Origin of the sequence: Cellulomonas sp. HZM (assembly GCF_000708885.1) — a bacterium.
GTDB lineage: Bacteria > Actinomycetota > Actinomycetes > Actinomycetales > Cellulomonadaceae > Cellulomonas.
On the sequence record NZ_JEOE01000003.1, the window covers coordinates 160,968 to 187,377 of the forward strand.

General features: G+C 73.3%; 22 protein-coding genes and 1 riboswitch. Of the genes, 16 read left to right on the forward strand and 6 right to left on the reverse strand.

What is annotated here, in order from left to right:
- Nucleotides 1-128: 128 nt before the first annotated feature.
- Complete coding sequence (locus AW16_RS17490) at nucleotides 129-7,583, reverse strand: GH92 family glycosyl hydrolase (RefSeq protein WP_051681632.1); 7,455 nt, start codon at nucleotides 7,581-7,583, stop codon at nucleotides 129-131.
- 267 nt (nucleotides 7,584-7,850) lie between these two features.
- On the opposite strand from AW16_RS17490, the gene AW16_RS0103465 reads away from it, so the two are divergent.
- On the forward strand, nucleotides 7,851-8,780 hold the full coding sequence (locus AW16_RS0103465; RefSeq protein WP_029288244.1) for an aldo/keto reductase family oxidoreductase: 930 nt from the start codon (nucleotides 7,851-7,853) through the stop codon (nucleotides 8,778-8,780).
- 44 nt (nucleotides 8,781-8,824) lie between these two features.
- On the opposite strand, the gene AW16_RS0103470 is transcribed toward AW16_RS0103465, so the two are convergent.
- Nucleotides 8,825-9,682 carry a D-alanyl-D-alanine carboxypeptidase family protein gene (locus tag AW16_RS0103470; RefSeq protein WP_156044037.1) on the reverse strand — a complete coding sequence of 286 codons (858 nt, stop codon included), beginning with the start codon at nucleotides 9,680-9,682 and terminating at the stop codon, nucleotides 8,825-8,827.
- Nucleotides 9,683-9,768: 86 nt separating this feature from the next.
- Nucleotides 9,769-10,878, reverse strand: coding sequence for a GTP-binding protein (locus tag AW16_RS0103475; RefSeq protein WP_029288248.1), 1,110 nt, complete (start codon nucleotides 10,876-10,878; stop codon nucleotides 9,769-9,771).
- 132 nt (nucleotides 10,879-11,010) lie between these two features.
- Here AW16_RS0103475 and rpmB point away from each other — a divergent pair, with 132 nt between their 5' ends.
- From rpmB to AW16_RS0103505, 6 genes are read left to right on the forward strand one after another with little or no spacing between them, the layout of a single operon-like run.
- Nucleotides 11,011-11,247, forward strand: coding sequence for a 50S ribosomal protein L28 (gene rpmB, locus AW16_RS0103480; protein ID WP_029288250.1), 237 nt, complete (start codon nucleotides 11,011-11,013; stop codon nucleotides 11,245-11,247).
- Nucleotides 11,247-11,411: a 50S ribosomal protein L33 gene (rpmG, locus tag AW16_RS0103485; RefSeq protein WP_029288252.1), complete on the forward strand. Its 165-nt coding sequence runs from the start codon at nucleotides 11,247-11,249 to the stop codon at nucleotides 11,409-11,411. The genes rpmB and rpmG overlap by 1 nt, the downstream gene beginning before the upstream one ends.
- Nucleotides 11,411-11,716, forward strand: coding sequence for a 30S ribosomal protein S14 (gene rpsN, locus AW16_RS0103490; RefSeq protein WP_029288254.1), 306 nt, complete (start codon nucleotides 11,411-11,413; stop codon nucleotides 11,714-11,716). Before rpmG ends, rpsN begins: the two co-directional genes overlap by 1 nt.
- Before the next feature lie 45 nt (nucleotides 11,717-11,761).
- Entirely contained in the window at nucleotides 11,762-11,884 is a 123-nt protein-coding gene (ykgO, locus tag AW16_RS0103495; RefSeq protein WP_029288256.1) for a type B 50S ribosomal protein L36, read from the forward strand.
- Nucleotides 11,884-12,054: a 50S ribosomal protein L32 gene (gene rpmF / locus AW16_RS0103500; RefSeq protein ID WP_029288257.1), complete on the forward strand. Its 171-nt coding sequence runs from the start codon at nucleotides 11,884-11,886 to the stop codon at nucleotides 12,052-12,054. Before ykgO ends, rpmF begins: the two co-directional genes overlap by 1 nt.
- 56 nt (nucleotides 12,055-12,110) lie before the next feature.
- Nucleotides 12,111-13,373, forward strand: coding sequence for a YibE/F family protein (locus AW16_RS0103505; RefSeq protein ID WP_051681634.1), 1,263 nt, complete (start codon nucleotides 12,111-12,113; stop codon nucleotides 13,371-13,373).
- On the opposite strand, the gene AW16_RS0103510 is transcribed toward AW16_RS0103505, so the two are convergent.
- The 3 genes from AW16_RS0103510 to AW16_RS0103520 form a co-directional block, all read right to left on the reverse strand.
- Nucleotides 13,357-14,580, reverse strand: coding sequence for a YibE/F family protein (locus AW16_RS0103510; RefSeq protein ID WP_051681641.1), 1,224 nt, complete (start codon nucleotides 14,578-14,580; stop codon nucleotides 13,357-13,359). The two genes, AW16_RS0103505 and AW16_RS0103510, sit on opposite strands and share 17 nt — an antisense overlap.
- Nucleotides 14,581-14,640: 60 nt before the next feature.
- Nucleotides 14,641-16,836: a glycoside hydrolase family 76 protein gene (locus tag AW16_RS17495; RefSeq protein WP_051681635.1), complete on the reverse strand. Its 2,196-nt coding sequence runs from the start codon at nucleotides 16,834-16,836 to the stop codon at nucleotides 14,641-14,643.
- Nucleotides 16,837-16,925: 89 nt separating this feature from the next.
- On the reverse strand, nucleotides 16,926-17,954 hold the full coding sequence (locus tag AW16_RS0103520) for a TIGR00341 family protein (RefSeq protein WP_051681642.1): 1,029 nt from the start codon (nucleotides 17,952-17,954) through the stop codon (nucleotides 16,926-16,928).
- A gap of 158 nt (nucleotides 17,955-18,112) precedes the next feature.
- Here AW16_RS0103520 and AW16_RS18325 point away from each other — a divergent pair, with 158 nt between their 5' ends.
- The 9 genes from AW16_RS18325 to AW16_RS0103565 form a co-directional block, all read left to right on the forward strand.
- A complete protein-coding gene (locus AW16_RS18325; protein WP_156044038.1) occupies nucleotides 18,113-18,289 on the forward strand; it encodes a hypothetical protein in 177 nt (58 codons plus the stop codon).
- 61 nt (nucleotides 18,290-18,350) lie between these two features.
- Nucleotides 18,351-19,316 (forward strand): DMT family transporter, encoded by a 966-nt coding sequence (locus AW16_RS0103530; protein ID WP_051681636.1) that lies wholly within the window; start codon nucleotides 18,351-18,353, stop codon nucleotides 19,314-19,316.
- 50 nt (nucleotides 19,317-19,366) lie between these two features.
- Entirely contained in the window at nucleotides 19,367-19,837 is a 471-nt protein-coding gene (locus tag AW16_RS0103535; protein WP_029288268.1) for a TspO/MBR family protein, read from the forward strand.
- A 112-nt stretch (nucleotides 19,838-19,949) separates the two neighbouring features.
- A riboswitch (SAM riboswitch) is annotated at nucleotides 19,950-20,061 on the forward strand.
- A 441-nt stretch (nucleotides 20,062-20,502) separates the two neighbouring features.
- Complete coding sequence (locus AW16_RS0103540) at nucleotides 20,503-21,726, forward strand: LLM class flavin-dependent oxidoreductase (protein WP_081861437.1); 1,224 nt, start codon at nucleotides 20,503-20,505, stop codon at nucleotides 21,724-21,726.
- A gap of 15 nt (nucleotides 21,727-21,741) precedes the next feature.
- On the forward strand, nucleotides 21,742-23,115 hold the full coding sequence (locus AW16_RS0103545; protein WP_051681637.1) for an NtaA/DmoA family FMN-dependent monooxygenase: 1,374 nt from the start codon (nucleotides 21,742-21,744) through the stop codon (nucleotides 23,113-23,115).
- A gap of 36 nt (nucleotides 23,116-23,151) precedes the next feature.
- Nucleotides 23,152-24,018 carry a DUF1684 domain-containing protein gene (locus tag AW16_RS0103550; protein WP_081861438.1) on the forward strand — a complete coding sequence of 289 codons (867 nt, stop codon included), beginning with the start codon at nucleotides 23,152-23,154 and terminating at the stop codon, nucleotides 24,016-24,018.
- Nucleotides 24,015-24,566, forward strand: coding sequence for a GNAT family N-acetyltransferase (locus AW16_RS0103555; RefSeq protein ID WP_029288275.1), 552 nt, complete (start codon nucleotides 24,015-24,017; stop codon nucleotides 24,564-24,566). The genes AW16_RS0103550 and AW16_RS0103555 overlap by 4 nt, the downstream gene beginning before the upstream one ends.
- A gap of 7 nt (nucleotides 24,567-24,573) precedes the next feature.
- Complete coding sequence (locus AW16_RS0103560; RefSeq protein WP_034648079.1) at nucleotides 24,574-25,671, forward strand: amino acid ABC transporter permease; 1,098 nt, start codon at nucleotides 24,574-24,576, stop codon at nucleotides 25,669-25,671.
- A partial coding sequence (locus AW16_RS0103565; RefSeq protein ID WP_029288279.1) for an amino acid ABC transporter ATP-binding protein occupies nucleotides 25,668-26,410 on the forward strand: 743 nt, incomplete at its 3' end. The genes AW16_RS0103560 and AW16_RS0103565, both read left to right, overlap by 4 nt.

A 26,410-nucleotide genomic window follows, 5' to 3' on the forward strand; every position in this document is an offset into this window, starting at 1 on the left:
CGTGCCTCGCAGCCCTGCGAGGCGCAGCGAGAGGCGGCGCCGCCCGCCCTGGCAGGGGGTCGGGCGGGCGGCGCCAGGGGGCGCACCGGTCGGGTCGGGAATCAGGCGACCCGACCGGTGCAGGCGGGTCAGCGGACCCGCAGCCTCACCGTCGACGACATGCTCGACGCCGTCGTCGACGTGCTCGTCGGCGTGAACTTCGCCGACACCTTGATGCTCGACGAGTACGCCTTCGGCAGCCGCACCTTGACCGAGGTGGCCGACGACGCGATCTTCACGGTCGTCACCTTCGTGCCGTTGACGCTGATCGCGATCTTGCCGCCGGCGCGCTTGCCGTTGTCGAGCTTGCCGAGCTTGACGGTCACCACCGGGCGCGAGCCCTTCGCGAACGTCGAGCCCGACACGGTCACCTTCGCCGTGGCCTTCGCGACCGTCACCTTCGACCAGGCCGAGGTGGACGTGCCGTGCGTCGACGCGCCCAGGTACACCACGCGCAGCTTGTGCGTGCCGACCTTGAGCGAGCTCGTGCTGCGGGTCGCCTTGCCGCCCGAGAGCTTGACCGCACCGCCGAGCCTGGTCGAGCCGTCGTAGAACTGCACCGAGCCCGACGGGGTCCCGGCCGTCGACGCGGTGGCCCCCGAGGCGGAGACCGTCGCGGTGAGCGTGACCTTCTTGCCGTACGGCGACGTCGACGCGGAGACCTTGACCTTGCTGCCGGTCGCGGCCTTCGCGACGACGACCTTCGCGGTACGCGTCGTCGCCGAGACGGCGCCACGCACCTGGACCGTCTGCGTCCCAGCGGCCACGCGGACCGGCAGCGACGCCGTGAGGGCACCGGTCGACGACGCGGTCACGGTGACCCGCACCGAGCCGAGCGCGACGGTCACGGCCTCACCCTTGGCGAACCCGGCGCCCGTCACCTTCACGGTCGACCCGTACACGGCGCTCGACGGCACCGAGATGCGCGGGTCGTAGACCACCGGCGCGCCCGTGACCGTCACGGTCGCGGTGGCCTGCACCCGGGACACCTGCCCGGTCGCGGTGACGACGTACGTGCCGTTGGCCGCCGGCACGGGCAGCCGCACCGAGATCTCGCCGCTCGCCGACGCCGTCGTCCCCGTCACCGTCGAGCCGAGCACGATCGTGACCTGCTCGCCCGGGGTGAACCCGGCGCCCGTGAGCGCCAGGGTCGTCCCGGCCTTGGCGGACGACGGCGTGTGGATCGTCGGGCTCTGCACGGGCCGGGCCGTGACGACCACCTCGGCGGTCGCCGCCGTGGCCGACACCGAGCCGAGCGCCGTCACGACGTAGGTCCCGGCGGACGCCGGCGCGGTGACGTCGACCGACAGGTCTCCCGCCGACGTGGCCGTCGCGGACGTCGTCGACCCGCCGAACGTGACGCTCACGGCCTCGCCGGGCACGAAGCCCGTGCCCGAGACGGTCGTCGTCTCGCCTGCCTCGACCGAGTGCGACACGGTGATCGCGGGCGTCCACGTGACGGGCCGCGCCGTGACCTCGACCGTGACGGTCGCAGGCACCGTCGAGACCGCACCCACCGCGCGCAGCTCGTACGAGCCCGCGGTCGCGGGGGCGACGAGCGACGCGGACAGCGTGCCGCCCGACGTCGACGTCACGGTGCGGGACGACGAGCCGAGCGAGAGCTCGACACGCTCGCCGGGGGCGAACCCGGAGCCCGTCACGGCGACCAGGTCGCCCGTCTCGACGCTGGAGGGCGCGGAGACCGACGGCGTCCACACGACCGGCGCCTTGGTGACCACCACCGAGGTGATCGCGGGCGTGGCCGACACCGCGCCCGTGGCGCTGAGCGTGTACGTGCCCGCACCGGTCGGGGCCGTGACGGTCGCCGTCAGGTCGCCGTCCTGGGTCGCGGTCGCCGAGACCGACGACGACCCGATCCGCACCGTGACCTGCTCACCGGGCGCGAACCCGGAGCCGGTCACGGGCAGGTCGTCGCCCGCCTGCACGGTCGCCGGCGCGGCGACCGACGTGTGCCACACGACCGGCGGGGTGGTGACCGTGAGCTGCGTGCTCACCGGGATCGCGGACTGCGCGCCCACCGCGGTGAGCGTCCAGGTGCCCGCGGTCGTGCCCGCCGGCACGTCGATCGTCGTGCTCAGCGCTCCCGTGCCGGACGCCGTCGCCACGACGGTCGCGGCCGTCTCGCTGCCCCGCGTGAGGGTCAGCGTGACCTGCTCGTCGGCCGTGAACCCGGCGCCCGTCACCGTGGCCGACGAGCCCGCGTCGACCGATCCGGGGACGATCGTGACCTCCGGCGCGACGAGCGCGTCGGTGCCGATCGAGAAGATGTGCATGACACCGCTCGAGACGACGGTCGGCAGGACGACCTCGTCGATCGTCTTCGTGCGGTCCAGGCCCGTCACCGCGGTCGCGAACACGCGCGCCGTGGTCGAGTCCTTCCCGCCCGACGACGTGTTGCGTCCGACGACGGTCAGCAGCGCCGTGTTGCCGAACGAGTACGTGGTGCCCGAGGGCGTCCAGTCGGTGAACTCGACCGGGACCGCCGCCGTGGTGCCGTCGTGGTAGACGACGGTCGCCGAACCCGTGGACGGCCCGTTCGTCGCGAGGCCGAGGAACGAGATCTTGCTCGCCCTCACCCCGTGCATGTCGACGTGCTGGCCGCGCGGGATCCAGTGGTCGGGCGTGCCGGCCGCCGACGACGGCCACGTGAAGGTCACGCCGCCGGAGGTCAGCTGGCCGCCCGGCGTCGCACCCTGCGCAGCGAGCGACGTGCGCGACAGCGAGTTGCCGGAGAACTCGAGCGACGCGGCGTTCTTGGCGCCGTCGACGCTCGTGCCCGTGGCGTTGTAGCCGTCGGCGCCCGCACCGAACGACGGCGGCAGGTCGTCCTTGCCGGTGCCCCACGCGGTCGCGGCGGAGGACAGCCCGAGCTCGAGCGTGCCGCCATCGCGTGCGAACGACTCCGGGAGCCAGCTCTTGGTCGACGCCGTGCCGTTCACCTTCATCGTCGCGATGTTCCGCTTGGTGCCGGCGTCGGGCGCCGTGACGGTGATCTTGCGGTCGGAGCCCAGCGAGTCGATCGTCACCGAGTCGAACGCCGGCGTGGACACGAGCAGCTCCGAGCGCCCGAAGATCTCCGGGTACAGGCCGATGCTCGACCACACGAGCCAGGACGACAGCGAGCCCAGGTCGTCGTTGCCGGGCAGACCGCCCGGACCCGTGGTGAACAGCTGCGCGCGCGCCCGGTCCAGCGTCGCGGTGGTCTTCGCGGGCTCGCCGAGCCACGAGTAGACCCACGGTGCGTGCATGCTCGGCTGGTTGCTCATGTACGCCTTGTCCGTGCCGTACACGCCCTGGTCGAGGACCGACAGGAAGTTGTCGAGCTCCGACTCGACGGCGTCGTGCCCGCCGAGCGCGGTGACGAGGCCGCCCACGTCGAACGGCACCGACCACTGGTACTGCCAGCCGGTCGACTGGTCGAACTGCTGGTTGTTCGCGCCCGAGTCGGGCTTGTTCGCGCTCGAGTCGCGCACCGTCAGGTCGAAGTTCCAGAAGCCCTTGCGGTCGCGCGGGCTGATCGTGCCCGTCGCCGGGTTCACGAGGTTGCGCCACGCGTTGGCACGCTGCTGGAACGCCGTCGCCGACGCGGTGTCGCCGAGGCGGGCCGCGAGCTGCGAGATGCCGAAGTCGGCCATCGCGTAGTCGAGCGTCGTCGACGTGCCGTTGCTCGTGCGGTCCTCGATCCAGCCGACGGCCACGTCGGACAGCAGGCTGGTGCGCTTGGAGCCCGTGAACGGCGCCGACTGCGTCGTGACCATCGAGGTCAGCGCCGCCTGGCGGTCGTAGCCCGTGCTGCCGAACGCGTCGAGCGACGCCACGATCGACTGCAGCGCGTCACCGTTCATCTTGTTCTGACCGCTGCCGAGGTGCGGCCAGTTGTACCAGCTGCCCGTCTGCGTGGCGAGGTCGGTGATCGACTGCGCCATGTCGGAGCCGACCTGCGGGAAGAGCAGCGCGATGAGCTGCATCTGGCCGCGGAACGAGTCCCATCCGGAGTACGTGACGTACTCGTGCGTCTGTCCGGCGCGCAGGGTCTTGACCGCACCCGTCAGCGTCGAGCCGTCGCCGTAGCCGCGGTACTGGCCGTTGACGTCGTCGTAGACGTTCGGGTGCAGCAGCGAGTGGTACAGCGCGGTGTAGAACGTCGTCCGCTCGTCGGCCGTGCCGCCCGTGGTCGCGACGGTGCCGAGCGCCTCCTGCCACGCGGCCTTCGCGGCGTCATGCACCTGGGCGAACGTCTTGCCGTCCGCCTCGGTCTGCCGGTTGAGCTCGGCGTTCGCGACGCTCACGTACGAGACACCCGTGCGGACCGTGACCGTCGTGCCCGGAGCGAAGCCGAGGTACACGCCGACCTGGTCCTTGCCGGCCGACGAGGTCACGTCGGTGCCGTTCGCGGCGACGGTCGCACCGCTCCACGTGCCGTACGACGAGAACGCCGCGTCGAACGTCGTCGAGAAGTAGATCCGGTAGGTGCCGCCCGAGCAGACCGTCTTCGAGGTCGTGTATCCGGACACCGTGCGGTTCGCCGCGTCGACGTGCACGCTCGTCTCGCCGCTGTCGTTGTTCGACCCGCTCGCGTTGAGCAGCAGCGTGGAGGACGACGTGCCCGAAGACGGGTAGGCGAACGAGCCGACCGTCGTGCGCAGCGTCGCGGTGAGCTGGGCGTTCACGCCGTTGTCGAGGCCCACCGAGTAGTACCCGGGCGCACCCGACTCGTTCGCGTGCTGGAAGCCGAGGTAGTACGACTTGATGTTCGATCCGGGCGAGGTCGCGAGCGAGCCGTTCGCGTTCACGGTCCCCGTGTACGGCAGCAGCGGCAGGTCGAACGCCGAGTTGTTGCTCTCGCAGCCGGTGCCTGACAGGCGCGTCATGCCGAAGCCGCGCAGCTGGTCGGCCGAGTACTCGTAGCCACCCTTCGCGTCGCCGTTCGAGCTCTTGTAGGTGGTCGGCGTGAACTGGGTCATGCCGAACGGCAGAGCGGCACCGGGCCACGTGTTGCCGTACGCGCTGTTGCCCTTGTTCTGCGTGGTGTCGTAGAGCGTGCCGATCCACGGGTCGACCGAGCCGTACGCGTCGTTCGTCGTGCTCGCGCCGTCCACGCGCACGCCGTTGACGAGCATGCCGCCGTCGGTCGCGAACGTGACCTTCGCCGCCATCGCCGCGGCGAGGTCGATGCGCTGCCAGCTCGCGAGGCCCTCGTGGGTCTTGTCGAGCGCGTAGCCGGAGCCGATCGCGGTCGCGGCGAGCACGGCCGTGCGCTGCGCCGCGCTCAGCCCGGGGAACGTCGAGCGGAGCAGGTCGGCCGCGCCGTCCGGCACGATCTCGTCCTGACCCGTCGCGTACGTCGTCGGGAAGCCGTACGTGAGGCGCTGGGTGTAGGTGCTCACCGCCTGCGCGTCGGACGGGAGGGTCGCGTCGTCCTTCGCGCAGTCCTCGACGTCGGCCGCGTGGCCGGCCGCGACGCACGCCTCGCTCAGCACCTGCTCGAGCTCGGCCTGCGCCTGCTCGAGCAGGTCGCGGAACGCGGGGTCCGACCAGCGCTGCTGCGCGGTGTTCTGGCCCGCGATGCGGCCGCCCATGACGTCGAGCGGGTAGTGGAAGCCGAGCACGAGCCGGTTGTTCGAGTACTCCGAGGTACGCAGCAGGATCTGCGGCGCGAGCTCGGGCAGCAGCGTCGCGAGCGTCGTGCCTTGGACGTACCCGTGGTTGGTGTGGCCGCTCGGGAACGAGCCGTTGGTGCACAGCCCGTCGTACGAGCCGTTCGACGACTTCACGATGCGACCGGTGCCCGTGAACGTGCTGCCGTTGCAGCTGCCGCCCGTCGTGTAGCCGAGCCGGTTGTACGGGCGCTTGTAGTTGTACGCCGCCTTGGCGGGCTCGTGGTCGCGGCCGACCTCGGCCATGCTGCCCAGGATCGCCGTCGTCTTGGGCAGGTCTCCCGCGTCGAGCGCCTTCGTGTACAGCGGGCCGAGCACCGTGCCCAGGCCGTCGGCCATGGTCTTGTACGGCGAGCCGTCCGCGTCGGTGAGCGCCTGCGCGAGCTTCGCCGAGTCGTTCGCCGCGGCGTTGTTCACCGCGACGACGCCCTTGTCGTTGGCCGCGGTCGGGGTGGTGCCGGCGGTCAGGGGCTCGTTCGCCGCGAGGATCTCGGGGTGGTTGTCGCGCAGGTCGGCGAAGCCGTTCAGCAGGTACGTGAAGTAGTCGCCGCCACCGGGTGCGGTGCCCACCGAGTTCGAGGCGTAGCTCGCGGAGAGCTCGCTCGAGGTGAACGGGAGCGACAGGTAGTCGGACGTGGCCGTCAGGAACGGCATGTCGAAGTAGACGTCGCTGCTGGTCGAGTTGCAGTTGTGGATCTCGACGGCGATCGTGTTGGTCCCCGCGCGGAGCAGGTCGCCCGGCACGAAGAACAGCTGGCGCGCGGGGTCGGTCGCACCGTTGAACGAGAGCTGCGCGATGTTGCTCGTCACCGAGGAGTCGAGCCACCCCGTGACCCGCGTGCCGTTGACGTACACGGTCGCCGTGTCGTCGAACACGATCCCGCCGAGCAGGCCGCGCGTGCTCGCGACGTCGGCCGCGCTCAGCGTGACGTCGGTGCGGAAGAAGTACGACGGCACGACCGGTACCGCGCTGCCGCTCAGGTAGTGCTTGAGGAGGGTCGTCGCCACGTAGCCGCCGTCGAGCGGGCCGGTCGTGCCGGACTTCGCGCCGAAGCTGCCGGTCGCCTGCTTCCAGCCCGCGGCGAGCGCCGCGCCGGGAAGCGTCCACGACGTGCGGTCCGACGAGCCCGCGGCGGGGTCGCTGCCCGCGTCCGCGGGGTTCGCGTTCTCCCAGTACGTCCACGTCGCGCTCGGTCCGACGAGCTGCGTCGCGTCCGCGGTGCCGAGCAGCGTCCAGTCGGCGACCTGCAGCTTCTTGTTGTTGTCGGCGGTGCTGCTGTTCGCGCGGTTGCCCGTGATCCGCAGCTGGTAGTAGCGGTAGGAGCCCGCGGTCTTCACCGCGTAGGTGTTGCGCTGGAACCGGCCGGCGAACTGCTCGCCGCTGCGCGTGTCGAGCGCGACCCAGGCCGAGCTGGAGTAGCTCGACGCCGCTGCGGGGTCGTTGGTGCCGAGCACCGTCCACGCCGCGGGGTCGCGCTCCTGCGAGTCGTTGGCCGACGTGATCGTGTAGCCCGTGACCTTGGTGGCCGCCGAGAGCGTGTAGATGGCGTACACGGGGTTGGCCGTGCTCGGCTGCCCGCTGTCACGCGCGTACCACTTGGTGGAGCTCGTGCGGTCGAACAGCTTGTCGATCGCCTCGTCGGGCTTGCCCGAGTTGGCGAAGTTCGTGCTCGCACCCGTGACGAGGTCGTGGGCCGCGTCCACGCGCGCCGTCGTGACGGCGGGAGCCGGATCCGGGTCCGCAGCCTGGGCGGGCACGGCGCCGGCGGCGACGACCGCGGCGGCGGCGACCGTCGCTGCGAGGCTGGCGAACACGTTCGACAGTCGTGCGCGGCGGCGCACGGACGTCTGGGGGCGGGGGCGCACGGGCTGCTCCAGGGCTGGTGTGGTCGTCGGTACGGCGCGGTCGGCATCGACCTTGCTATGACAACGCTGTCATGCGGTGAACGGGACGCTAACGGGGCCCGAACACGTGCGTCAAGGCATGCGCGCGGTTCGTCACCCGTTCGAGACGTTCGGGCGACACCACCATCCGACAACGCTGTCATATGCAGGTTCTTCGAGCCCGCCGGGCACCCGCGCCGACCGGCGGACCTAGGCTGGGTGCACCGACCCCACGTCCCGGAGGACCCAGTGCTGACCTTCACCCTGCCCGGAACCGACATCGTCGTCCCCAACGTCGTCCTGGGCCTCATGCGGATCACCGACAAGTCCGACGACGAGATCCGCGAGCTCGTGCGCACCGCGCGCGACGCAGGCATCGACTTCGTCGACCACGCCGACATCTACGGCGGCGAGCTGCACCTGTGCGAGCGCCGCTACGCCGAGGCGGTGCAGCTCACGCCGTCCGAGCGCGCCGCGACCACCATCCAGACCAAGTGCGGCATCCGCCCCGGCCTCGGGTTCGACTTCTCCTACGAGCACATCGTCGAGTCCGTGAACGGCTCGCTCGAGGCGCTGCAGACCGACTACGTCGACATCCTCCTGCTGCACCGCCCCGACGCGCTCGTCGAGCCCGAGGAGGTCGCGCGCGCGTTCGACGAGCTCGAGGCCGCGGGCAAGGTGCGCGCGTTCGGCGTCTCCAACCACACCCCCGGGCAGATCGAGCTGCTGCGCAAGCACGTGCGCCAGCCGATCGTCGCGAACCAGCTCCAGCTGTCGATCACGCACGCGCCGATCGTCGCGCAGGGCGTCGCGACCAACATGCAGGCCCTCGACCAGTCGGGCTCGCGCGACCTCGGCATCGTCGACTACTGCCGGCTCAACGACATCACGATCCAGGCGTGGTCGCCGTTCCAGGCCGGGTTCTTCACGGGCGTCTTCCTCGGCAACGAGGAGTACCCCGAGCTCAACGAGGTGATCGACCGGCTCGCCGAGAAGTACGACGTGCCGCCCATCGCGATCGCCACTGCCTGGATCACGCGGCACCCGGCGCGCATGCAGGTGGTGCTCGGGACCACCAGCCCCGACCGCGTCGCGGGCGCGGCACAGGGGTCGCAGGTGCCGCTCACGCGCGGTGAGTGGTACGAGCTCTTCCAGGCGGCGGGCTACACGCTGCCCTGACGCGCGACGAACGACGGCCGGCCCCGCGCGCCCGGGGCCGGCCGTCACTCGTACGTCGCACTCCCCCGGATGCCGAAGACCTCCTCCAGCGTGGTCACGTGCTCGTCGTGCATCCAGCCCGCCAGCTCCCGCCCGACGTACCTCAGGTGCCACCCCTCCGGCGCGTATCCCGTGACCGGCCGGTTCTCCTTCGTGTACCGCACCACGAAGCCGTAGCGCCACGCGTCCCGGGCCACCCAGCGACCCTCGTCGGTCGACGCGAAGCACGGGTCGAAGTCGCACGACGAGCGCGACGCGCTGCCCACGTCCACCGCGAGCCCCGTCTGGTGCTCGCTGAACCCCGGTCGGGCGGACAGGGACTCCGCGTACTCGCGACCGTGCAGCGCGAGCATGTTCGAGAAGATCGTGCGCTGGTAGGCGTAGTCACGAAAGCCGCTCTGGATCGTCAGCGTGACCCCGTCGCGCTTCGCGCCCGCGAGCATCGCGTCGAGGTCGTGCGCGACGACCGCGCGGACCTTCTCGGGGCCCGCCTGCACGAGGTCGTCCGGCGCGTACCGGACGGGGTCGAGAGGGTGGATCTTGTTCACCACGACCCAGAGGCTGGCCGGGTCGGTCGTCGACCGGGAGTGCAGGTCGATCGCGGGCGGGGCGGACGTCGGCGCGCCGGCGGTCGCGGCCGTCGCTGCGGGTGTGGCTGCGGGCGCCGTGCCCGCGGGATCGCTCCTGCCCGCCTCGGAGCGCCCCGCCGGGTCGGAGCGGGGAGCGACCACTCCGGGGACGTCGAGCGCGGCACCCGTGGTCGGCGCGTCGCGCGGGAGCACGACGGCCGCCGCGACGCCGCCCGCGACGAACGCGACGGCGACCACGGCCACCGACCGCCCCCACGCCCCGCGTCGCTGCACGGCGCCACCCTACGTCGGCGCGTCTCGCGAACCTCCGCCCCGGGCGTCACCGGCGTCGTCGCGCTGCGACCGGCGGCCGGCAGCCGTCACCCCAGCCAGGGCTCGAGCACGTCGGGACGGCCGAGCCACGACGTGAGCCCGTCCCGGAGCTCGTGCTCCGTCATCAGGATGTCGTCGAAGGCGCGTCGCACCTCGGCCTGACCGGCACCCACACCCGTGACCACCAGGCAGGTGTCCGGCTCCCTGCGGCCCCACTCACCGCTGACACCGATGCTGAGCTGGCCGCCGGCACCGTCCCACGCGCACACCGAGCCCGGGCGCGACGGCACCCAGAACCGCCCACGGCTGCGCAGGCGCCCCTCCCCGAGGCGGCGGACGTGCTCGACGAGCCGGTCGGGGTGCAGCGGGCGTTCCGAGCGCAGCTCGATGGTCCACACGTCCCCGTCGGTGCGCACCGCGCCCCGACGGCGCTCGGCGTGCAGCGGGTCGAGCCGACGCTCGGCGCAGCGCGCATCGTGCGCCCCGGTGAGGAAGCGCGTCGGAGGATGCTCGTACAGCCCGTCGACACGGTGCCCGTCGACCGCGCGCAGGTGGTCGAGGAGGTCGGAGGCGACGCCGTGTGCGTCGGCGTCGCCCGTCACGAGCACGGTGTCGGCGTGCGCGACCTGGGCGACGACGGCCTCTCCGACCGAGCGCCGGTCGTCCGACGTGAGCGCGAGGCCGCGCTCGTCGAGCAGGTCGTCACCGAGCACGTCGTCCTCGAACGTGTCGACGTCCACCGCCGCGAGGACGTGCGCGAGACGCAGGTCCCGCAGCAGACCCGAGCGACCCGTCTCCCACCCGAGCGCGCGCGTCACCGGCAGCGACTCGGCGGACACCGGAAGGGCGAGCATCACCGCACCCCACCGTCCGTGGCTCGCGAGCGCACGCAGCACGGGCAGTGCGTCCTCACGCACCGCACAGCTCAGGCATGCGTGCTCGAGCGGGACGACGCAGTCCTCGACGACACCCGTCGCGTCGAGCACGACGCGACGGATCGCGCCGCCCTGCTCGTCCTCGAGGATGTCGTGCCGCAGCACCACGAGGGACGGGTCGTCGGTCGCCATCGCAAAGGTCGCCGCGTCGCGGACCACGGGATCGGTGGTCGCGAGGACCATCAGCGGGACGCGGCCGGGGCGCGGGGGTCGTGGGGTCATGTCGTCTCCTCGTCGGGGGATCGCGGGCATCGCGGGCCGTCGCGGGTCTTCGCCGGTCCGCCGTGCTCGGCTCGAGCACCGGCAGCACCGTACACGTTGACGCGAACGATTCTCATTATCTATGTTCGTGCCATGTCAGCTCGCTGCCAGCTGCTCGGGACCTCACCCGGGTTCGGCCACCACGTGTCCCACTCCCACGTCCGCACCCCGCGGCGCTTCGACCCCAACGTCCAGCGGAGGCGCTACCACGTGCCCTCGCTCGGCCGGACCGTCACGCTCACGCTCTCGGCCCGGGCCATCAAGACGATCGACAAGATCGGCATCGAGGCAGCCGTGGCCCGCATGCGCGAGCGCGGGGAGAAGCTCTGATGGCGCGCATCGACCTGCGTCCGGTCGTCCGCATGCGGTCGACGGCGGGCACCGGGACCACCTACGTCACCCGCAAGAACCGGCGCAACGACCCGGACCGGCTCGTCCTGCGCAAGTACGACCCGAAGGTGCGCCGGCACGTCGACTTCCGGGAGGAGCGCTGATGGCGAAGACGAGCGCGGTCGCGCGCGACCAGCGACGCCGGCTCCTCGTCGCACGGTTCGCGACCAGACGAGCCGAGCTGCGGCGTCTGGCGGTGGACCCGGCGGCGAGCCCCGACGCGCGTCGTGAGGCCCGCGCCGCGCTGCAGCGCCTGCCGCGCGACGCGAGCCCGGTCCGGGTGCGCAACCGGGACGCGACCGACGGCCGCCCACGCGGCCACCTGCGCGTGTTCGGCGTCTCGCGCATCACGATGCGCCGGCTCGCGCACCGCGGCGAGCTGCCCGGCGTCACGAAGGCGAGCTGGTGAGGACCAGATGAAGAGGCACATCCACCGTCCCACCGAGGAGGAACGATGAAGGTCCGCGCGTCGCTCGCGTCCCTGAAGAAGAAGGAGGGGTCGATCGTCGTGCGCCGGCACGGCAAGACCTACGTCATCAACAAGCGCAACCCGCGCTGGAAGGCCAGGCAGGGCTGATGGCGGCCCCGAAGGGTCGCACGTCGCGCTCACGGACACGGCACCGTCGCTCACGCTGGACCGCGACGTGCGTCCCGCTCGCGACCGTGCGCGTCGACGGGCGGGACGTCCAGGTGCCGCACCGGCTCGTGAACGCGGTCCGGCGGGGGCTCGTGACGACCGACGAGTGACTCGCGTCACGCGCTCTCGCGAGCGGTCGGCATCCACCCCCGGGCAAGATGTCCAGGTGGGTGACCACTCCCAGAGCCTCGTCGGACGCCAGGACCCCTCGTCGCACGCCGCACCGCGTTCCTCGCCGGCCCCTCTCGTCGTCGCGGTGGGCCTGGTGGTCGTCGCCACCACGCTCGCCGTGGTGGCGATCGCCCTCACCTGGTCCGGACCGCACGCTGACGCGAGCGGTCGCGAGACCACGGACACCGGGGTCCAGCACGTGCCCGCGCGCGTCGAGTCCGCCCGCACGACGAGCTGCACGGGGAGCGTCGAGGACGCCCAGCCGGACGGGACCGTGCCGGCGCAGGTCCCGTGCGTCAAGGTCACCGCGGTCGTCGCCGGGGGGCCCGACGCGGGCGAGCACGTCACCGTGGTCGCGACGACGGGCACCACGGCGGCAGAGCTCGGCCGCGGGACCCGCATCGTCCTCGAGCGCTACCCGCCGGCGGACGGCGCGGGCGTCACGTGGGCGTGGTCCGACTTCGAGCGCGGCCTGCCGCTGGGCACGCTCGCGCTCGCGTTCGTGCTCGTCACCGCACTCGTCGCCGGGGCGCGAGGGCTGCGCGCCGTGCTCGGGCTGGCGTTCGCGGCCGTCGTCGTCTGGGTCTACACGCTGCCCGCGCTCGTGGCCGGGCACAGCCCGCTCGTCGTGGCAGCCGCCACCGCGGTCGTCGTCGCGGTCGTCGTCCTCTACCTCGTCCACGGGCCGTCCGTGCGCACGACGACGGCGCTGCTGGGGACGCTGGCCGGGATGGCGCTCGTCGGCGCGATCGGCAGCCTCGCCGCGCACGCGGCCCGACTGCCCGCCGTGACCTCCGAGGACGACTTCCAGCTCGCGAACCTCGTCGGGGACCACGGCGTGGCGGTGCTGCACGGGGTCTTCCTGTGCGGTGTCGTGCTCGCCGGGATCGGGGTGCTCAACGACGTCACCGTCACGCAGGTCGCCGCGGTGTGGGAGCTGCGCGCCGCGCAGCCGTCCGCGGGCCCGCGCGTGCTGTTCGCGGGAGGCATGCGGATCGGGCGCGACCACATCGCCTCGACCGTCTACACGATCGCCTTCGCCTACGCGGGGGCCTCGCTGCCCGTGCTGATGCTGCTGCAGCTGTACGGCCAGCCGCTCGGCCAGACGCTCGTGTCCGGAGCTTTCGCGCAGGAGATCATCCGCACGCTCGCCGGTGCGATCGGCCTCGTGCTGGCGATCCCGGCCACGACCGCGATCGCAGCCTGGTTCGCGAGCACCCGGCACGTGCGCGCCCGGGGGCTCACGCACGCACACTGACGGGGTCCGCCGCGACCTCCTCGGCCTCGGCGGGCACCTGGTCGGCCGTCACGACCGCGCGGCGCGGCGCGTGGTCGCGGCCCGAGCGGACCACCAGCACCGCCACCAAGGTCGTCAGCGGGATCGCCAGCACGAGGCCGATCGAGCCCACGAGCGTGCGTGCGACCTCCTCCGCGAGCTCACCGTTGGTGAGCGACGCCAGCAGCGTGCGGTCGGACATGGTGACGAGCATGACGAGCGGGAGCGTTGCGCCGACGTACGCGAACACCATGGTGTAGACCGTCGAGGCGATGTGGTCGCGCCCGATCCGCATGCTCCGGCCGAACAGCGTGCGGCCCGTCGCGTCGGGCGCGCTCGCGTGCAGCTCCCACACCGCCGAGGCCTGCGTGATGGTCACGTCGTTCAGCACGCCGAGCCCGGCGAGCACCATCCCGCACAGCAGGACGGCGCGGATGCGGACCTCGGGTGCTGCCGACATGAGGTCCAGCGCGTACTCGTCGGACAGACCCGTGAGCTGCGCAGCGCCGCTGGCCCAGGCGGCGAGCGCCGTCGTCGCGACGAGGCCGACGAGGGTTCCCAGGAGCGCTGTGGACGTGCGCAGGCTCACCCCGTGCGCGAGGTAGAGCACGACGAACATGATGGCGCTCGCCGTCACGAGGGCCACCGGCGCGGGCGGCTTGCCGTGCAGCAGCGCAGGCAGGGTGAACACTCCGATGACGCCGAGCGAGACGACGAGGCCGACGAGCGCGGCGAGCCCGCGCCACCGGGCGACCACCACGACGAGGACGACGAATCCGACCGCCAGCGCGGCGAGCGGCGGTCCGCGCTCGTAGTCGACGAACACGTAAGGCGTCCCCTCCGGACCGACCTCCCCGATGTCGATGACCTGGATCCTGTCGCCCGGCGAGAGCTCCGGAAGGTACTCGGGGGGCACGTTCACCCATGCGGTCCGGTGTCCGTCGATGCGCGCCTGCAGCTGGTGCACCTGGTCGCTCGCGCCGGGGTCGACGCGGGTCACGACGCCCGCGTGCATCGAGGAGCCGGGTGCGTCGGTCTGGATCGTGGGCGTCTCACCGTGCGGCCACAGCCGGACGGCACCGAGCACCGTCGCGACGGCCATCGGGACCAGGACCGCGACGAACACCAGGGTCGCGCGGCGCCGGAGCCTGCGCGGCACGTGGGGTGCCGTGCCACCGTGCGAGTGCATCACCACCGCACGAGCATCGACCTCGTCCGGGCCGCCCGCGCGCCGCCACGCCGCACGGGGTCAGCGTGCGTGCAGGACGACCGTCGCCGACGAGCGCCCCGCGACCGTCGCGGGCGTCGACGGGACGAAGACCGCGCGCACGCGCACCGTCCGGCCCGTGACGCGCGGCAGACGCACCGCGACATCGGCCGCCGCCCGCGCCGTCGCGACCCGCTTGCTCCCGACGTACACGTCGACGCGGCCCGCAGCGCGTCGTCCCGAGTCGAGCGCGCCGACCCGCACGTGCACCACCGGACGCGTGCCGGGCACGTAGGACGCGCGCCGCACCGCGAGCGACGTCACGCGCGCCTTGCGCACCGTGAGCGTCAGCGAGGCCGACGAGCCGGAGCGGGTCGGCGAGCCCGCGTACTCGACGGTCAGCCGGTGCGTGCCGACCCCCAGCACCGGGACGGCGACGCGCGCCGACCCGTCGGTCGCGAGCCCGGCGGACCCGAGCGCGCGCGAGCCCTCGCGGAGCCGGACCGTGCCGGCGGGTCCGAGGAAAGCACCGCCGGCTGCCCCCTCCTTGTCCGACGCCGCCGACGTCGTGCCGGCGACGCGCACGGAGATCACCGTCGTCGCGCCGTACGGGGTCGTCGACGCCGCGGCACGTGCCGTCGTCCGGGTCGGGACCCACGGCACGACGACCGTCGCGTCGACGGTCCTCGCGGAGCGGTCACCCCGTGCGGTGAGGGTCCACGTGCCAGCTCGGACCGGGGCCGTCAGCACCAGCCGCACGTCGCCGGACGACGACGACGTCGTTCCCGTCACCGTCGCGGCCCGGCCTCGGTCGTCCAGGAGGCGCACCACGACGTGCTCGGACGGAGCCAGCCCGGCGATCCCCACCGTGAACCTGGCGCCCGCCGCGACCTGCGCGGGCGTGACGAGGGTCGGCGTCCACGTCGGGTCAGGGCTGGGCTCCGGCGCGGGCGGGGTCGGGGTCGTCGGTTGGGTCGGGGTCGTCGGTTGGGTCGGGGTGGTCGGCCCGGTGGGGTCCGTCGGCTCGGTGGCCGGTTCACGGGCCACGACCGCGGCCGCGGCGGAGACCGCGCTCGCCTGGCAGCCGGCACCAACCACCGTCCGAGCCCCGTCACCCGTCCACCACGAGAAGGGCGCGCGTCCGTCGCGGTCGACGACCGCGGCGACCGCGTCCGCCTGACGACGCAGGTAGGCGTCGTAGGGGTGGTCGTCGAGCGCCGAGTCGAGCTCCGCGAGCCCGCGCACCGCGGGTCCCTTGAAGTACGCGCCGTCCCGCGAGCAGCCGTCGTCCCACCCCTCGGCGGGGTCCCGCAGCACGCCGTCCGCCCGCGTGAGCGGGCCACCCGCTCGGGTGGTCTCGTCGGCGACCGCCCGTGCGGCGGGCAGCAGGGCCGGGTCGTCGTCGACCCGTGCCAGCGCGGTCAGCGCCCACGCGAGGACGCCCTGGTTATAGGTGAACGCCGTGCCCTGCGCACGGCAGTCGGTCGCGACGCCGTCACGCACCGTGCCGTCGACGAGCCCGCTGGTACGCACCCAGGACCACCCGTCGGCGGCCCACGCACGGAACGTCGCCGCGGCGTCGCCGCTGGTCCGCGCCGCGAGGAGCGCCGACGTGAGCACGAACAGGCCGTTGGAGATCGCGGCCTTGTACCCCGTGCCGTTCGCGTCCGGCGTGGTCCACAGCACGCCGCCGCCGCACGCGGGCGTCCAGAACTCGTCGCGCACGTACCGCACGGCGGCCGCGGCGGTGTCGAGGTAGCGTTGCTCGCCCGTGAGGTCGTACGCGTCGAGCCACGAGAGCGCCCACCAGCCGGTGTCGTCGGAGTACTCGTTGCGGAAGCCGCCGCGCCCCTCGTCGGACAGGTGGTCGAAGGTCGTGGCGGCGAGGTCGGTCGCACCGTCCCAGCCGCCGACCGCCTGCGCGTGCAGCAGCGCGTCGAGCGAGACTGCCGATCCCCACCAGCCCGCGCCGAGGAAATAGCCCGAGTCGCGGACGTAGCCCGGGGCGAGCGTGTCCGGGTCGCCCAGCGACCGCGCGGTCGCGAGCACGTCGGCGAGCGCATGTGTGCGCGCGGCGTCGTCGGGCTCCTGGTGCGGTCCGGCCACTGCGGACGGCGCGCCGTCCTGGGACGGAGCGGCTGCCGACGCGTCGAGCGATCCGGCCGTGCCGAGCACTGCTGCGACCACGGCTACGGCGAGCGCGCTCGCGAGCGCCTGCCCGCGTCGTCCGCCGTGCATGCCCTACCCTCCTGACAACGTTGTCTGGTCGGAGGGACCCTAGCCGGTCGCGCCGGTGCGCGCCATCAGCCGCATGCGTGACGTCCAGGTCAGAGCGTCTCGCCGACCGTGTGGACGACGAGCACCTGCGGGTCCCACGGCACGATCGCGTCGATCTTCTCGCGCAGCGGCGCGACGTCGGGGGTGTCGCCCTCGAACAGCACGTCGACCGCGACGTCCTTGCCCTGCCAGCGCACGTCCTGCACCTGCGCACCCGGGACCCCGGACAGCCACTGCTCGGCCGCCTCCCCGCTCTGGCTGAGCCACAGGTCGGCGAGCGCCGCCTGGACCGTGTTGGCGACCATGGGCACGGCGACGACGACGAGTGCCACCGCGACCGCGACGTACGCCGCACGGCGGCGGGGCGCACCTGCGGAGCTGCGTGCCTCCTGCGCCTCGCGCGCGTAGCCGATGCTGGTGAACACGACGATCGCGGCGACGACGAGCGCGACCGCGTTGGAGGCGAACAGGATCAGCGCCCCGAGCGCGAGCGACGCCTGGCCCGAGCCCAGGCACACGCCGACCACACCGAGCGGCGGGACGAGCGAGATCGCGATCGCGATGCCCGGCAGGACGTCGGCGAGGTCCTTGCGGGCGAGCGCGAGCGCGCCGGCGAAGCCGGTGGCGAAGGCCGCGACGAGATCACCGACGCCCGGCGACGTACGTCCGGTGACCTGCGAGTTCGCGAGGAGGTCGGTCGTCGACGGGAGCGCCTGGGCGGCGATCCAGCCGAGCGCGACGACCGTCGCGAGCCCACCGAGCACGTACGCGGCGGACCGGCCGACCTTGGCCACGTCCGCCGCGACGATCCCGATGCCGATGCCGAGGATCGGGGTCGAGAGCGGGGCGACGATCATCGCGCCGATGACCGTCGCGGTCGAGTCCGTGATGACGCCCGCGACCGCGATGAGACCCGACAGCACGAGCATCGCCCAGAACCCGGACCGCTTCGCCCGGGTGTCGCCGACGTCCAGGTCGAGACGTTCCCCGACCTCCTCGAAGGTGCGTCGCTGGTGCGCGGGGACCAGCGCGTCGAACGACCACCGACGCGCTCGCGCCGACTCGGTACCCACGGTCATCGCCATCTCCTTCGCAGCGCCCCGGGGCCGACGGAGACCCTGGGGTGCAGCGTCGCACACGCCGTCGCCGTGCCCGCGGCGCTCGCCGTAGGCACGCCGTCATGCGTCGAGCAGGTCCGTCCCTTCCGCTGCCGATCCTTCTATGACATCGTTGTCATATGGCCGACGACGACGACGCAGACCGCCTGCGCGGGACAGCGACGGAGCAGTCCGGGCTCGTGGAGCTCGTGGACCGCATCCTCGCCAGCCGGCGTCACCTGCCACCCGCTCTCGTCGAGGCCGTGCTCGGGACCCCGTGGGCGACCGTCCCGACACAGCGGGCCGAGCGCGCCTGACGCGACACCCGAGCCGCCGCCGGACGGCAGTCGTGTCGGAGGGTCGGCGTACGTTCGGCGGGTGACTCGACGAGGCTGGGCACTGCTCGCGGCGATGGGCGTCATCTGGGGCGTGCCCTACCTGCTCATCAAGGTCGCCGTCGCGGAGGTGACACCCGCGGGCGTCGTGCTCGCCCGGACCGCCGTCGGCGCGGTGCTCCTCGCGCCGTTCGCGCTGCGCGCGGGCGGCCTGCGCGTGCTGCGAGGCCACTGGCCGGCCGTCGTGACGTTCGCGCTGCTCGAGATCGTCGGGCCGTGGTTCCTGCTGTCCAACGCGGAGCGCACGCTCACCAGCTCGACCACCGGTCTGCTGGTCGCCACCGTGCCGATCATCGCGGTCGTCGTCGGCCGCGTGGTGGACCGTCAGCACGTCGCGCCGGTGCGCTGGGCCGGGCTCGCGGTCGGTCTCGGCGGGGTCGCGCTGCTCCTCGGTCCCGGTGCCGCCGCGGGCGACCCGTGGGCGGTCGCCCAGGTGGGGCTCGCGGCCGTCGGGTATGCCGTCGCGCCCATCGTCGCGGAGCGGCGGCTGGGAGACGTGCCGGCGATCCCGCTCACCGCCGCCTGCCTCGCGCTGTCCGCGCTCGTGTACCTGCCGGTCGTCCTCGCCACGGGCCCGCACCCGGTGCCCAGCAGCTCGGCGATCGCGGCCCTCGTGGCCCTCGGCGTCGTGTGCACGGCGCTCGCGTTCGTCCTGTTCTTCGGTCTGATCGCCGAGGTCGGCGGCGCACGGTCGACGCTCGTGGCGTACCTCAACCCGGTGGTCGCGGTGAGCCTGGGCGCCCTCGTGCTCGACGAGCGGATCACCTGGGGCGTGGTGGCCGGGATGGCGCTCATCCTGCTCGGCTCCGCGGCCGCCTCGCGCAGGTCGCGGCCCGACGGCGGACGACGACCGCGCACCGCACGCCCCGTGAGCGCCCGCTCGTCGCACGCCGACCGGACCGGTTCGATCGAGGAGGTGCCGGCGACGGCTCCCGAGACCGCGGCCTGACCGCCGCCCGTCGGGGTGCGCGCCCCGCGGTGCCGCCACATGATCGAGCGATGGACACCAGCTCGTCACGCGCACGTCGCGCCGTCTTCGCCGTCGCGCCCGTCGTCCTCGCAGCCGGCCTCGGGGGCCTCGCGAGCCGCCGCGCGCCGCAGGTGTACGGCCGGCTGGACAAGCCCGACTGGGCGCCTCCCGCCTCCGCGTTCGGGCCCGTGTGGTCGGTGCTGTACGCCGCGAACGCAGCGGTCGGCTGGCGGATCTCGACGCGCGGCAGCGCGCGCACCCGCGCGCTGCACCTGACGCAGCTCGCGCTCAACGCGACATGGCCGGCCACGTTCTTCGGCATCAGGGACAAGCGCGCGTCGCTCGTCGTCATCGCCGCCCTCGACGCCGCGCTCGCGCTCGAGATCGTCGGAGCAGTGCGCGAGGACCCGGTCTCGGCGGCACTCCTTGCGCCCTACCAGGCCTGGACGGGCTTCGCGACCGCCCTCGACGCAGCCGTGAGCGACCCCGGCCGGAGTTAAAACCCGACCGATCTGGTCCACAATGTGGGACGTGTCCCGGCACCCGTTGACTCCCCCGTGGCACGTTCCTAGATTCCCGGCATCCGAGGTCGCCACGACCCCGGACGAACGAGGTCACGAGCTCCGACGCGAAGCCCCGGCTGGTCGGACGGCAACCCTCCCGCGCGGCGGGGTGCCCCGGGTGATGACCAGGCCTCCGGCACCGCCGGAGGCAACGACGCGGCGGCCCGCACGGGCCGTGACCCGGCCCGGACAGGAGACGACTGGCATGGACACGACGAGCACCCGCGCCCTTGCGGCCGCTGCGCTCAGCCCCGCCGTCGCGCGCGCCCACGGCGCCCTCCGTGCCTCCCGTGCCGCGCGCGCGTGTCGAATGCGTCGCGACGCCGCGTGTCGCGACGCATCGCGCCGCTGTCGCTGACACCGAACCCACACAGGCCCACACAGGCTTTCACCCGCGTCCCACCCGGACCCGGCCCAGAGCGCCCGCGCACGCGGACGTCCACGCGCTGGTGGCCGCATGCGTCGGCCGCTCGGGCACGTTCCGCACGTCCGAACACCCTCCGCTCGTGCCGCGTCGGCGCCCTCGGACGCGCTCCACGCCACCCGAGGTCGCGCCCCCCCTCCGCACTCCCGCACCGTCAGGCCCCTGAAGGAGCTCCACGATGTCCCCGCAGACGCCCCCGCACACCACCGCGAGCACGCCGCTGCGCACCGCGACGACGCTCGCACGCCAGCTCGGCGCCCCTGGCCCCGGCACCTCGATCCATCTGGGTGCCGACCTGACCGACGCCGGTGCGCACCCCGCTGCGTGGCGCACGTCGGGCTCGCAGGGCGCCCAGCTCTTCGACCCCGAGCGGCTGGACGCCCTGGTCGCGACCGCTCAGCGCGGGCTGCTCGACCTCGTCGCGTTCGACGACGCCTTCTCGCTCCAGCCGCACGCGAGAGGGGTCCGCGGCCGCCTCGACGCCGCACTCGTCGCCGCCCGGCTCGCGCCGCGCAGCTCCGGCATCGGCCTCGTCGCGACGATCGACACGACGCACACCGAGCCGTTCCACGTGTCCAAGGCTCTCGCCACGATCGACCACGTCAGCCGCGGGCGCGCCGCGTGGCAGGTCAGCTGGTCGACCGACGAGGCAGCGGCGTCGGCGTTCCGGCGCGAGCCCGCACAGGACCGGGCGGACGCGATCGCCGAGGCCGACGAGGCCACCGACGTCGTCGGCCGGCTGTGGGACAGCTGGGAGGACGACGCCGAGATCCGCGACGCCGCCACCGGCCGGTTCGTCGACCGCGACAAGCTCCACCACGTCGACCACGAGGGCATCCGCTTCGCGGTGAAGGGTCCGTCGATCACGCCTCGCCCGCCCCAGGGCCGGCCGCCCGTCGTGGTGCGCGCGAGCGACGACGCGTCGATCGACCTCGCGGGGCGGCGCGCCGACGTGGTGCGTGTGCACGCGACGACGCCCGACGAGGCGCGCGACGCCCGCGCGGCCGTGCTCGACGCGGCCCGTCGCGCAGGTCGCGACCCGCGCGACGTCCGGGTCCTGGTCGACGCGTTCGTCGTGCTCGCCGACGACGACGCCGCCGCCCGCGCACGGCTCGACCTCCTGCAGGACCTGCAGGGCGTCGAGTGGGAGACCGGATCGCTCACGCACGTCGGGACGCCCGCCCGCCTCGCCGCGACGATCGCCGGCTGGAGCGAGGTCGGCGCGACGGACGGGTTCCACCTTCGCCCCGCGTCGCTGTCGACCGACCTCACCCTGGTGGTCGACCGCGTGGTGCCCGCCCTGCAGGCCGCGGGCGTCTTCCGCACCTCGTACCCGGGCACGACGCTGCGCGAGACGCTCGGCCTCGCGCGCCCCGTCAACGTCTACGCCGCCTCGGCCTGACGGGAGCGGACGACCATGACCAGCCCCCGCAAGCAGGTGCACCTCGGCGTGCACTTCCCCGGTGTCAACAGCACGACCGTGTGGACCGAGCCGGACTCGGGCAGCCAGATCGACTTCTCGTCCTTCGAGCACCTGGCCCGGCGCGCCGAGGACGCGAGGCTCGACTTCTTCTTCCTCGCCGAGGGCCTGCGCCTGCGCGAGCACAAGGGGAAGGTCTTCGACCTCGACGTCGTCGGCCGGCCCGACACGCTCCCGGTGCTCGCAGCCCTCGCCGCGGTGACCGACCGCATCGGCCTCGCGGGCACCATCAACACGACGTTCAACGAGCCGTGGGAACTCGCGCGGCAGTTCGCGACGCTCGACGTGCTGTCCGGCGGGCGTGCCGCCTGGAACCTCGTGACGAGCTCCGACGCGTTCACCGGCGCGAACTTCCGCCGCGGCGGGTACCTCGCGCACGCGGACCGCTACGCGCGGGCCGGCGAGGTGGTCGAGGTCGCACGCGCGCTGTGGGACTCGTGGGACGACGACGCGGTGCTCGCCGACGCGGCGACCGGCGAGTTCCTGCGTCCGGGTGCGGTGCGCCGCGTCGAGCACCACGGCGCGCACGCCGACGTCGAGGGGACGTTCACCACACCCCGCGGTCCGCAGGGGCATCCGGTGCTGTTCCAGGCGGGCGACTCGGCGCAAGGACGTGACTTCGCGGCGCAGACCGCGGACGTGGTGTTCTCGATGCACTCCACCTTCGACGCGGGCCGCACGTTCTACGACGACGTCAAGGGGCGGCTGCCCGCGCTCGGCCGCGCTCGAGACTCCCTGAAGATCCTGCCCGCGGTGACCGTGGTGCTCGGTGACAGCGCCGACGACGCGGAGGAGCGGGCGCGGGTGATCCGCCGCCAGCAGGTCTCCGGGCCCGGCGCCATCGCGTTCGTCGAGCAGGTGTGGGGCCGGGACCTGACGTCCTACGACCCGGACGGTCCGCTGCCGCTGGTCGACCCCGACGTGGAGGGGGCGAGCATCACGCGCGGCCGCGTCAGGCACGTCGCCGACCCACGCCCGGTCGTCGCGCAGTGGCGCGACCTCGCCGCCGCGAACGGGTGGAGCATCCGCGACCTCGTGATCGCGGTGACCACGCGCGGCGGGTTCGTCGGGACGCCCGCGCACGTCGCCGACGAGATCGACCGGTACGTGCAGCAGGACGCGTCGGACGGCTTCATCCTCGTGCCCCACCTGACGCCGCACGGGCTCGACGACGTGCTCGGCACGGTCGTCCCCCTGCTGCAGGAACGCGGCTCGTTCCGCACCGAGTACGAGGGCGCGACCCTGCGCGACCACCTCGGCCTCGCCCACCCCGACGCGATCGCGAGCGCCGAGCGCGCGATCGCCGGCTGACACCGACCGCGGCAAGCCCCGAGCCCACCTGGAGCCATGATGACGACGACACTCGACGAGAACGCGCCTCTCGACGCGACGCAGGACATCACCCTCGACGCCACGCAGGACGGCGCCGCGAGCGCCCATCTCGCGTGGCACGCCGAGCGCGAGGCAGCGCTCACCACGGAGCACGGCTGGCTCTCGCTCGTCGCGCTGCACTGGCTCCCGGTCGAGCCGACGGCGCTGCCGAGCCTGCCCGGCCGCTGGTCCGTGGCCGACGACGGCGCGGCCGTCGTGCACGCGCGCGCGTCCGACGCGATCACGTCCGGCGGCGCCCCCGTCGACGGCGAGGTGCGTGTGCTGGTCGAGGAGGGGAGGTCGTCGTCCGAGCTCGCGTTCACGGCGCACGACGGGACCGCCGTGGTCGTCGAGGTCATCCGACGCACCGCACGCACCGCGGTGCGCGTGCGCGACCCCAGAGCGGCCGCGCTCACGGCGTTCACGGGCGTCCCGATCGCCGCGTTCGACCCGCAGTGGGTGCTCGACGTGCCCGTCACCTGGTACGACGAGCCGCGTCCCGCGGTCGCCGGCGCCGCCCAGCACGGGCTCGTGCACCACGTCCGTGCCGTCGGCGAGGTCGTGCTCGAGCGCGCCGGGCGCTCGGCCACGCTGCAGCTCACCGAGGCGGGCGACGGCACGGTGGCGCTCCTGTTCTCCGACGAGTCCCCCGACGTCGCGCCGTGGCGCGTGCTCCAGGCGCCGGGCCGCCCCGACGACACGAACCTGCGCCTGGACCTGAACCGTTCGGTCAACCTGCCGTACGCGTTCAGCGACTTCGGCACGTGCCCCGCGCCGCTCGCGGGCAACCACGTGCCGTTCGCGGTCACCGTGGGCGAACGCCGTCCGGAGCGTGCGGCGTGAGCGCGCCCACGCTCGAGGTCCGGTCTGTCGCGCTCGGCGACCCCCTCGTCGCACCGCTGCTCGCGGAGCTCGCGCACGAGTACGCGACGCGCTACCACGACCTGCTGACCGAGGAGAGCCTGCGGGACGAGCTCGAGGCCTACCCGGCGCACGAGCTCGCGGCGCCCGGCGGCGACCTCGTGCTGCTGCTCGAGGACGGCGTCGTGGTGGCGGGCGGCGCGTTCCGGCGTCGCACGGAGCCCGAGCTCGGTGACGCGATCCGGATGGTGCGCCCGCACGCCCGTGCGGTCAGCGGTGTGCCGGTCGTCGCGACCGCCGAGCTCAAGCGCATCTGGACGGCCACGGCCCACCGACGACGCGGGCTCGCGAGCCGCGTCCTCGTGGAGCTCGAGGCCCGCGCTGCCGCTGCCGGCTACGTGCGGCTCTACCTGACCACCGGCCCGCGCCAGCCGGAGGCCGTGGGTCTGTACCTCGCCAACGGCTACACGCCCCTGTTCGACCCGTCCGCGGAGCCCACCGGGCCCCTGCCCTTCGAGAAGTGGTTGTGAGGACGCCATGACGACCGTCTCCCTGCCGTCCACGGCGGTGTCGACCCAGCCTGCCGGCGAGCCCGTCGCCGGGCCGACGAGCGGGCTGCGTCGCGAGGAGCTCGAGCTCCTGCGCGTGCGGCCCGCGCGCCACCCGGGTCGCTGGACCGCGACCGCCGTCGTCGCGGTGCTGCTCGCGATGGTGGTGAACTCGCTGCTCACGAACCCCCAGTGGGACTGGGACGTCGTGGGCAAGTACCTCACCTGGCCGTCGATCGTCGACGGCGTGTGGGGCACGATCCGCCTGACCGCGACGGCCGCCGCGATCGGCTTCGGCCTCGGCACCGTGCTCGCGCTCATGCGCCTGTCGCGCTCGCCGCTGCTCCAGTCGGTCGCGTGGCTGTACGTGTGGGTGTTCCGCTCGGTCCCGCTGATCCTGCAGCTCCTGCTCTGGTACAACCTCGCCTACCTGTACCCGACGCTGTCGATCGGCATCCCGTTCGGACCCGGCGTGACCGAGTTCGCGACCAGCTCGGTGATCGGCAAGTTCGGCGCTGCGATCCTCGGCCTCGGGCTCTCGCAGGCCGCGTACTCCTCGGAGATCGTGCGCGCCGGCATCCTCGGCGTCGACCAGGGCCAGCACGAGGCGGCCGCGTCGCTCGGCATCCCGCGGGCGCGTCAGCAGTGGCGCATCGTGCTGCCGCAGGCGATGCGGACGATCGTGCCGACGTCGGTGAACGAGATCATCGGCCTGCTCAAGGGCACGTCCGTCGTGTACGTCCTCGCGTACGGCGAGCTGTTCTACACGGTGGGCGTGATCTACGGCCGCAACACCAAGGTCGTCGCGCTGCTGCTCGTCGCGGGCATCTGGTACCTGCTGCTGACCACGGTGCTCACCGTGGTGCAGTTCTACCTCGAGCGGCACTACGCACGCGGCGCGCTGCGGACCCTCCCGCCGACGCCGCTGCAGAAGGCTCGCTGGACGGTCCAGAGCACGTGGGCCACCCTCGCCGGCCGGCCCGTGCCCGCGAGCGTGCCGGCCGGCTGGACGTCGGGCAACCGCACCGCCGGGCACCTGACACGGACGAGCCGCACGCCGCGACGCGACGTCGGAGGCCTCGCATGAGCGCGGCAGGCGGCCTCGTCGAGGTGCACGGCGTGCACAAGAGCTTCGGCACGCTCGAGGTCCTGTCGGGCGTCGACCTCGTCGTCCCGCCTGGTGGGGTGACGGTCGTCATCGGCCCGTCCGGCTCGGGCAAGTCCACCCTGCTGCGCGTCATCAACCACCTCGAGAAGGTGGACCGCGGCTTCGTCGCGATCGACGGCGACCTCGTCGGCTACTCGCGGCGCGGGGACACGCTGCGCGAGCTCAAGGAGAAGCAGATCCTGCGCCAGCGCACCCGCATCGGGTTCGTGTTCCAGGGCTTCAACCTGTTCCCGCACCTCACCGCGCTCGAGAACGTCGTCGAGGCGCCGGTCTCGGCGCAGCGCCGACGACGCTCCGAGGTCGAGCCGGAGGCGCGTGCGCTGCTGGCGCGCGTGGGGCTGGAGGACAAGGCCGACGCCCGACCGCGGCAGCTGTCCGGAGGTCAGCAGCAGCGCGTCGCGATCGCCCGCGCGCTCGCCGTGCGGCCGAAGGTCCTGCTGTTCGACGAGCCGACCTCGGCGCTCGACCCCGAGCTCGTCGGCGAGGTCCTCGACGTCATCAAGGACCTCGCCCGGGAGGGCACCACGATGATCGTCGTCACCCACGAGATCGGGTTCGCCCGGGAGCTCGCGGACCAGGTCGTCTTCATGGACGCGGGACGCATCGTCGAGCAGGGACCTCCGCAGCAGGTGCTCGACCACCCCACCCACCCCAGGAC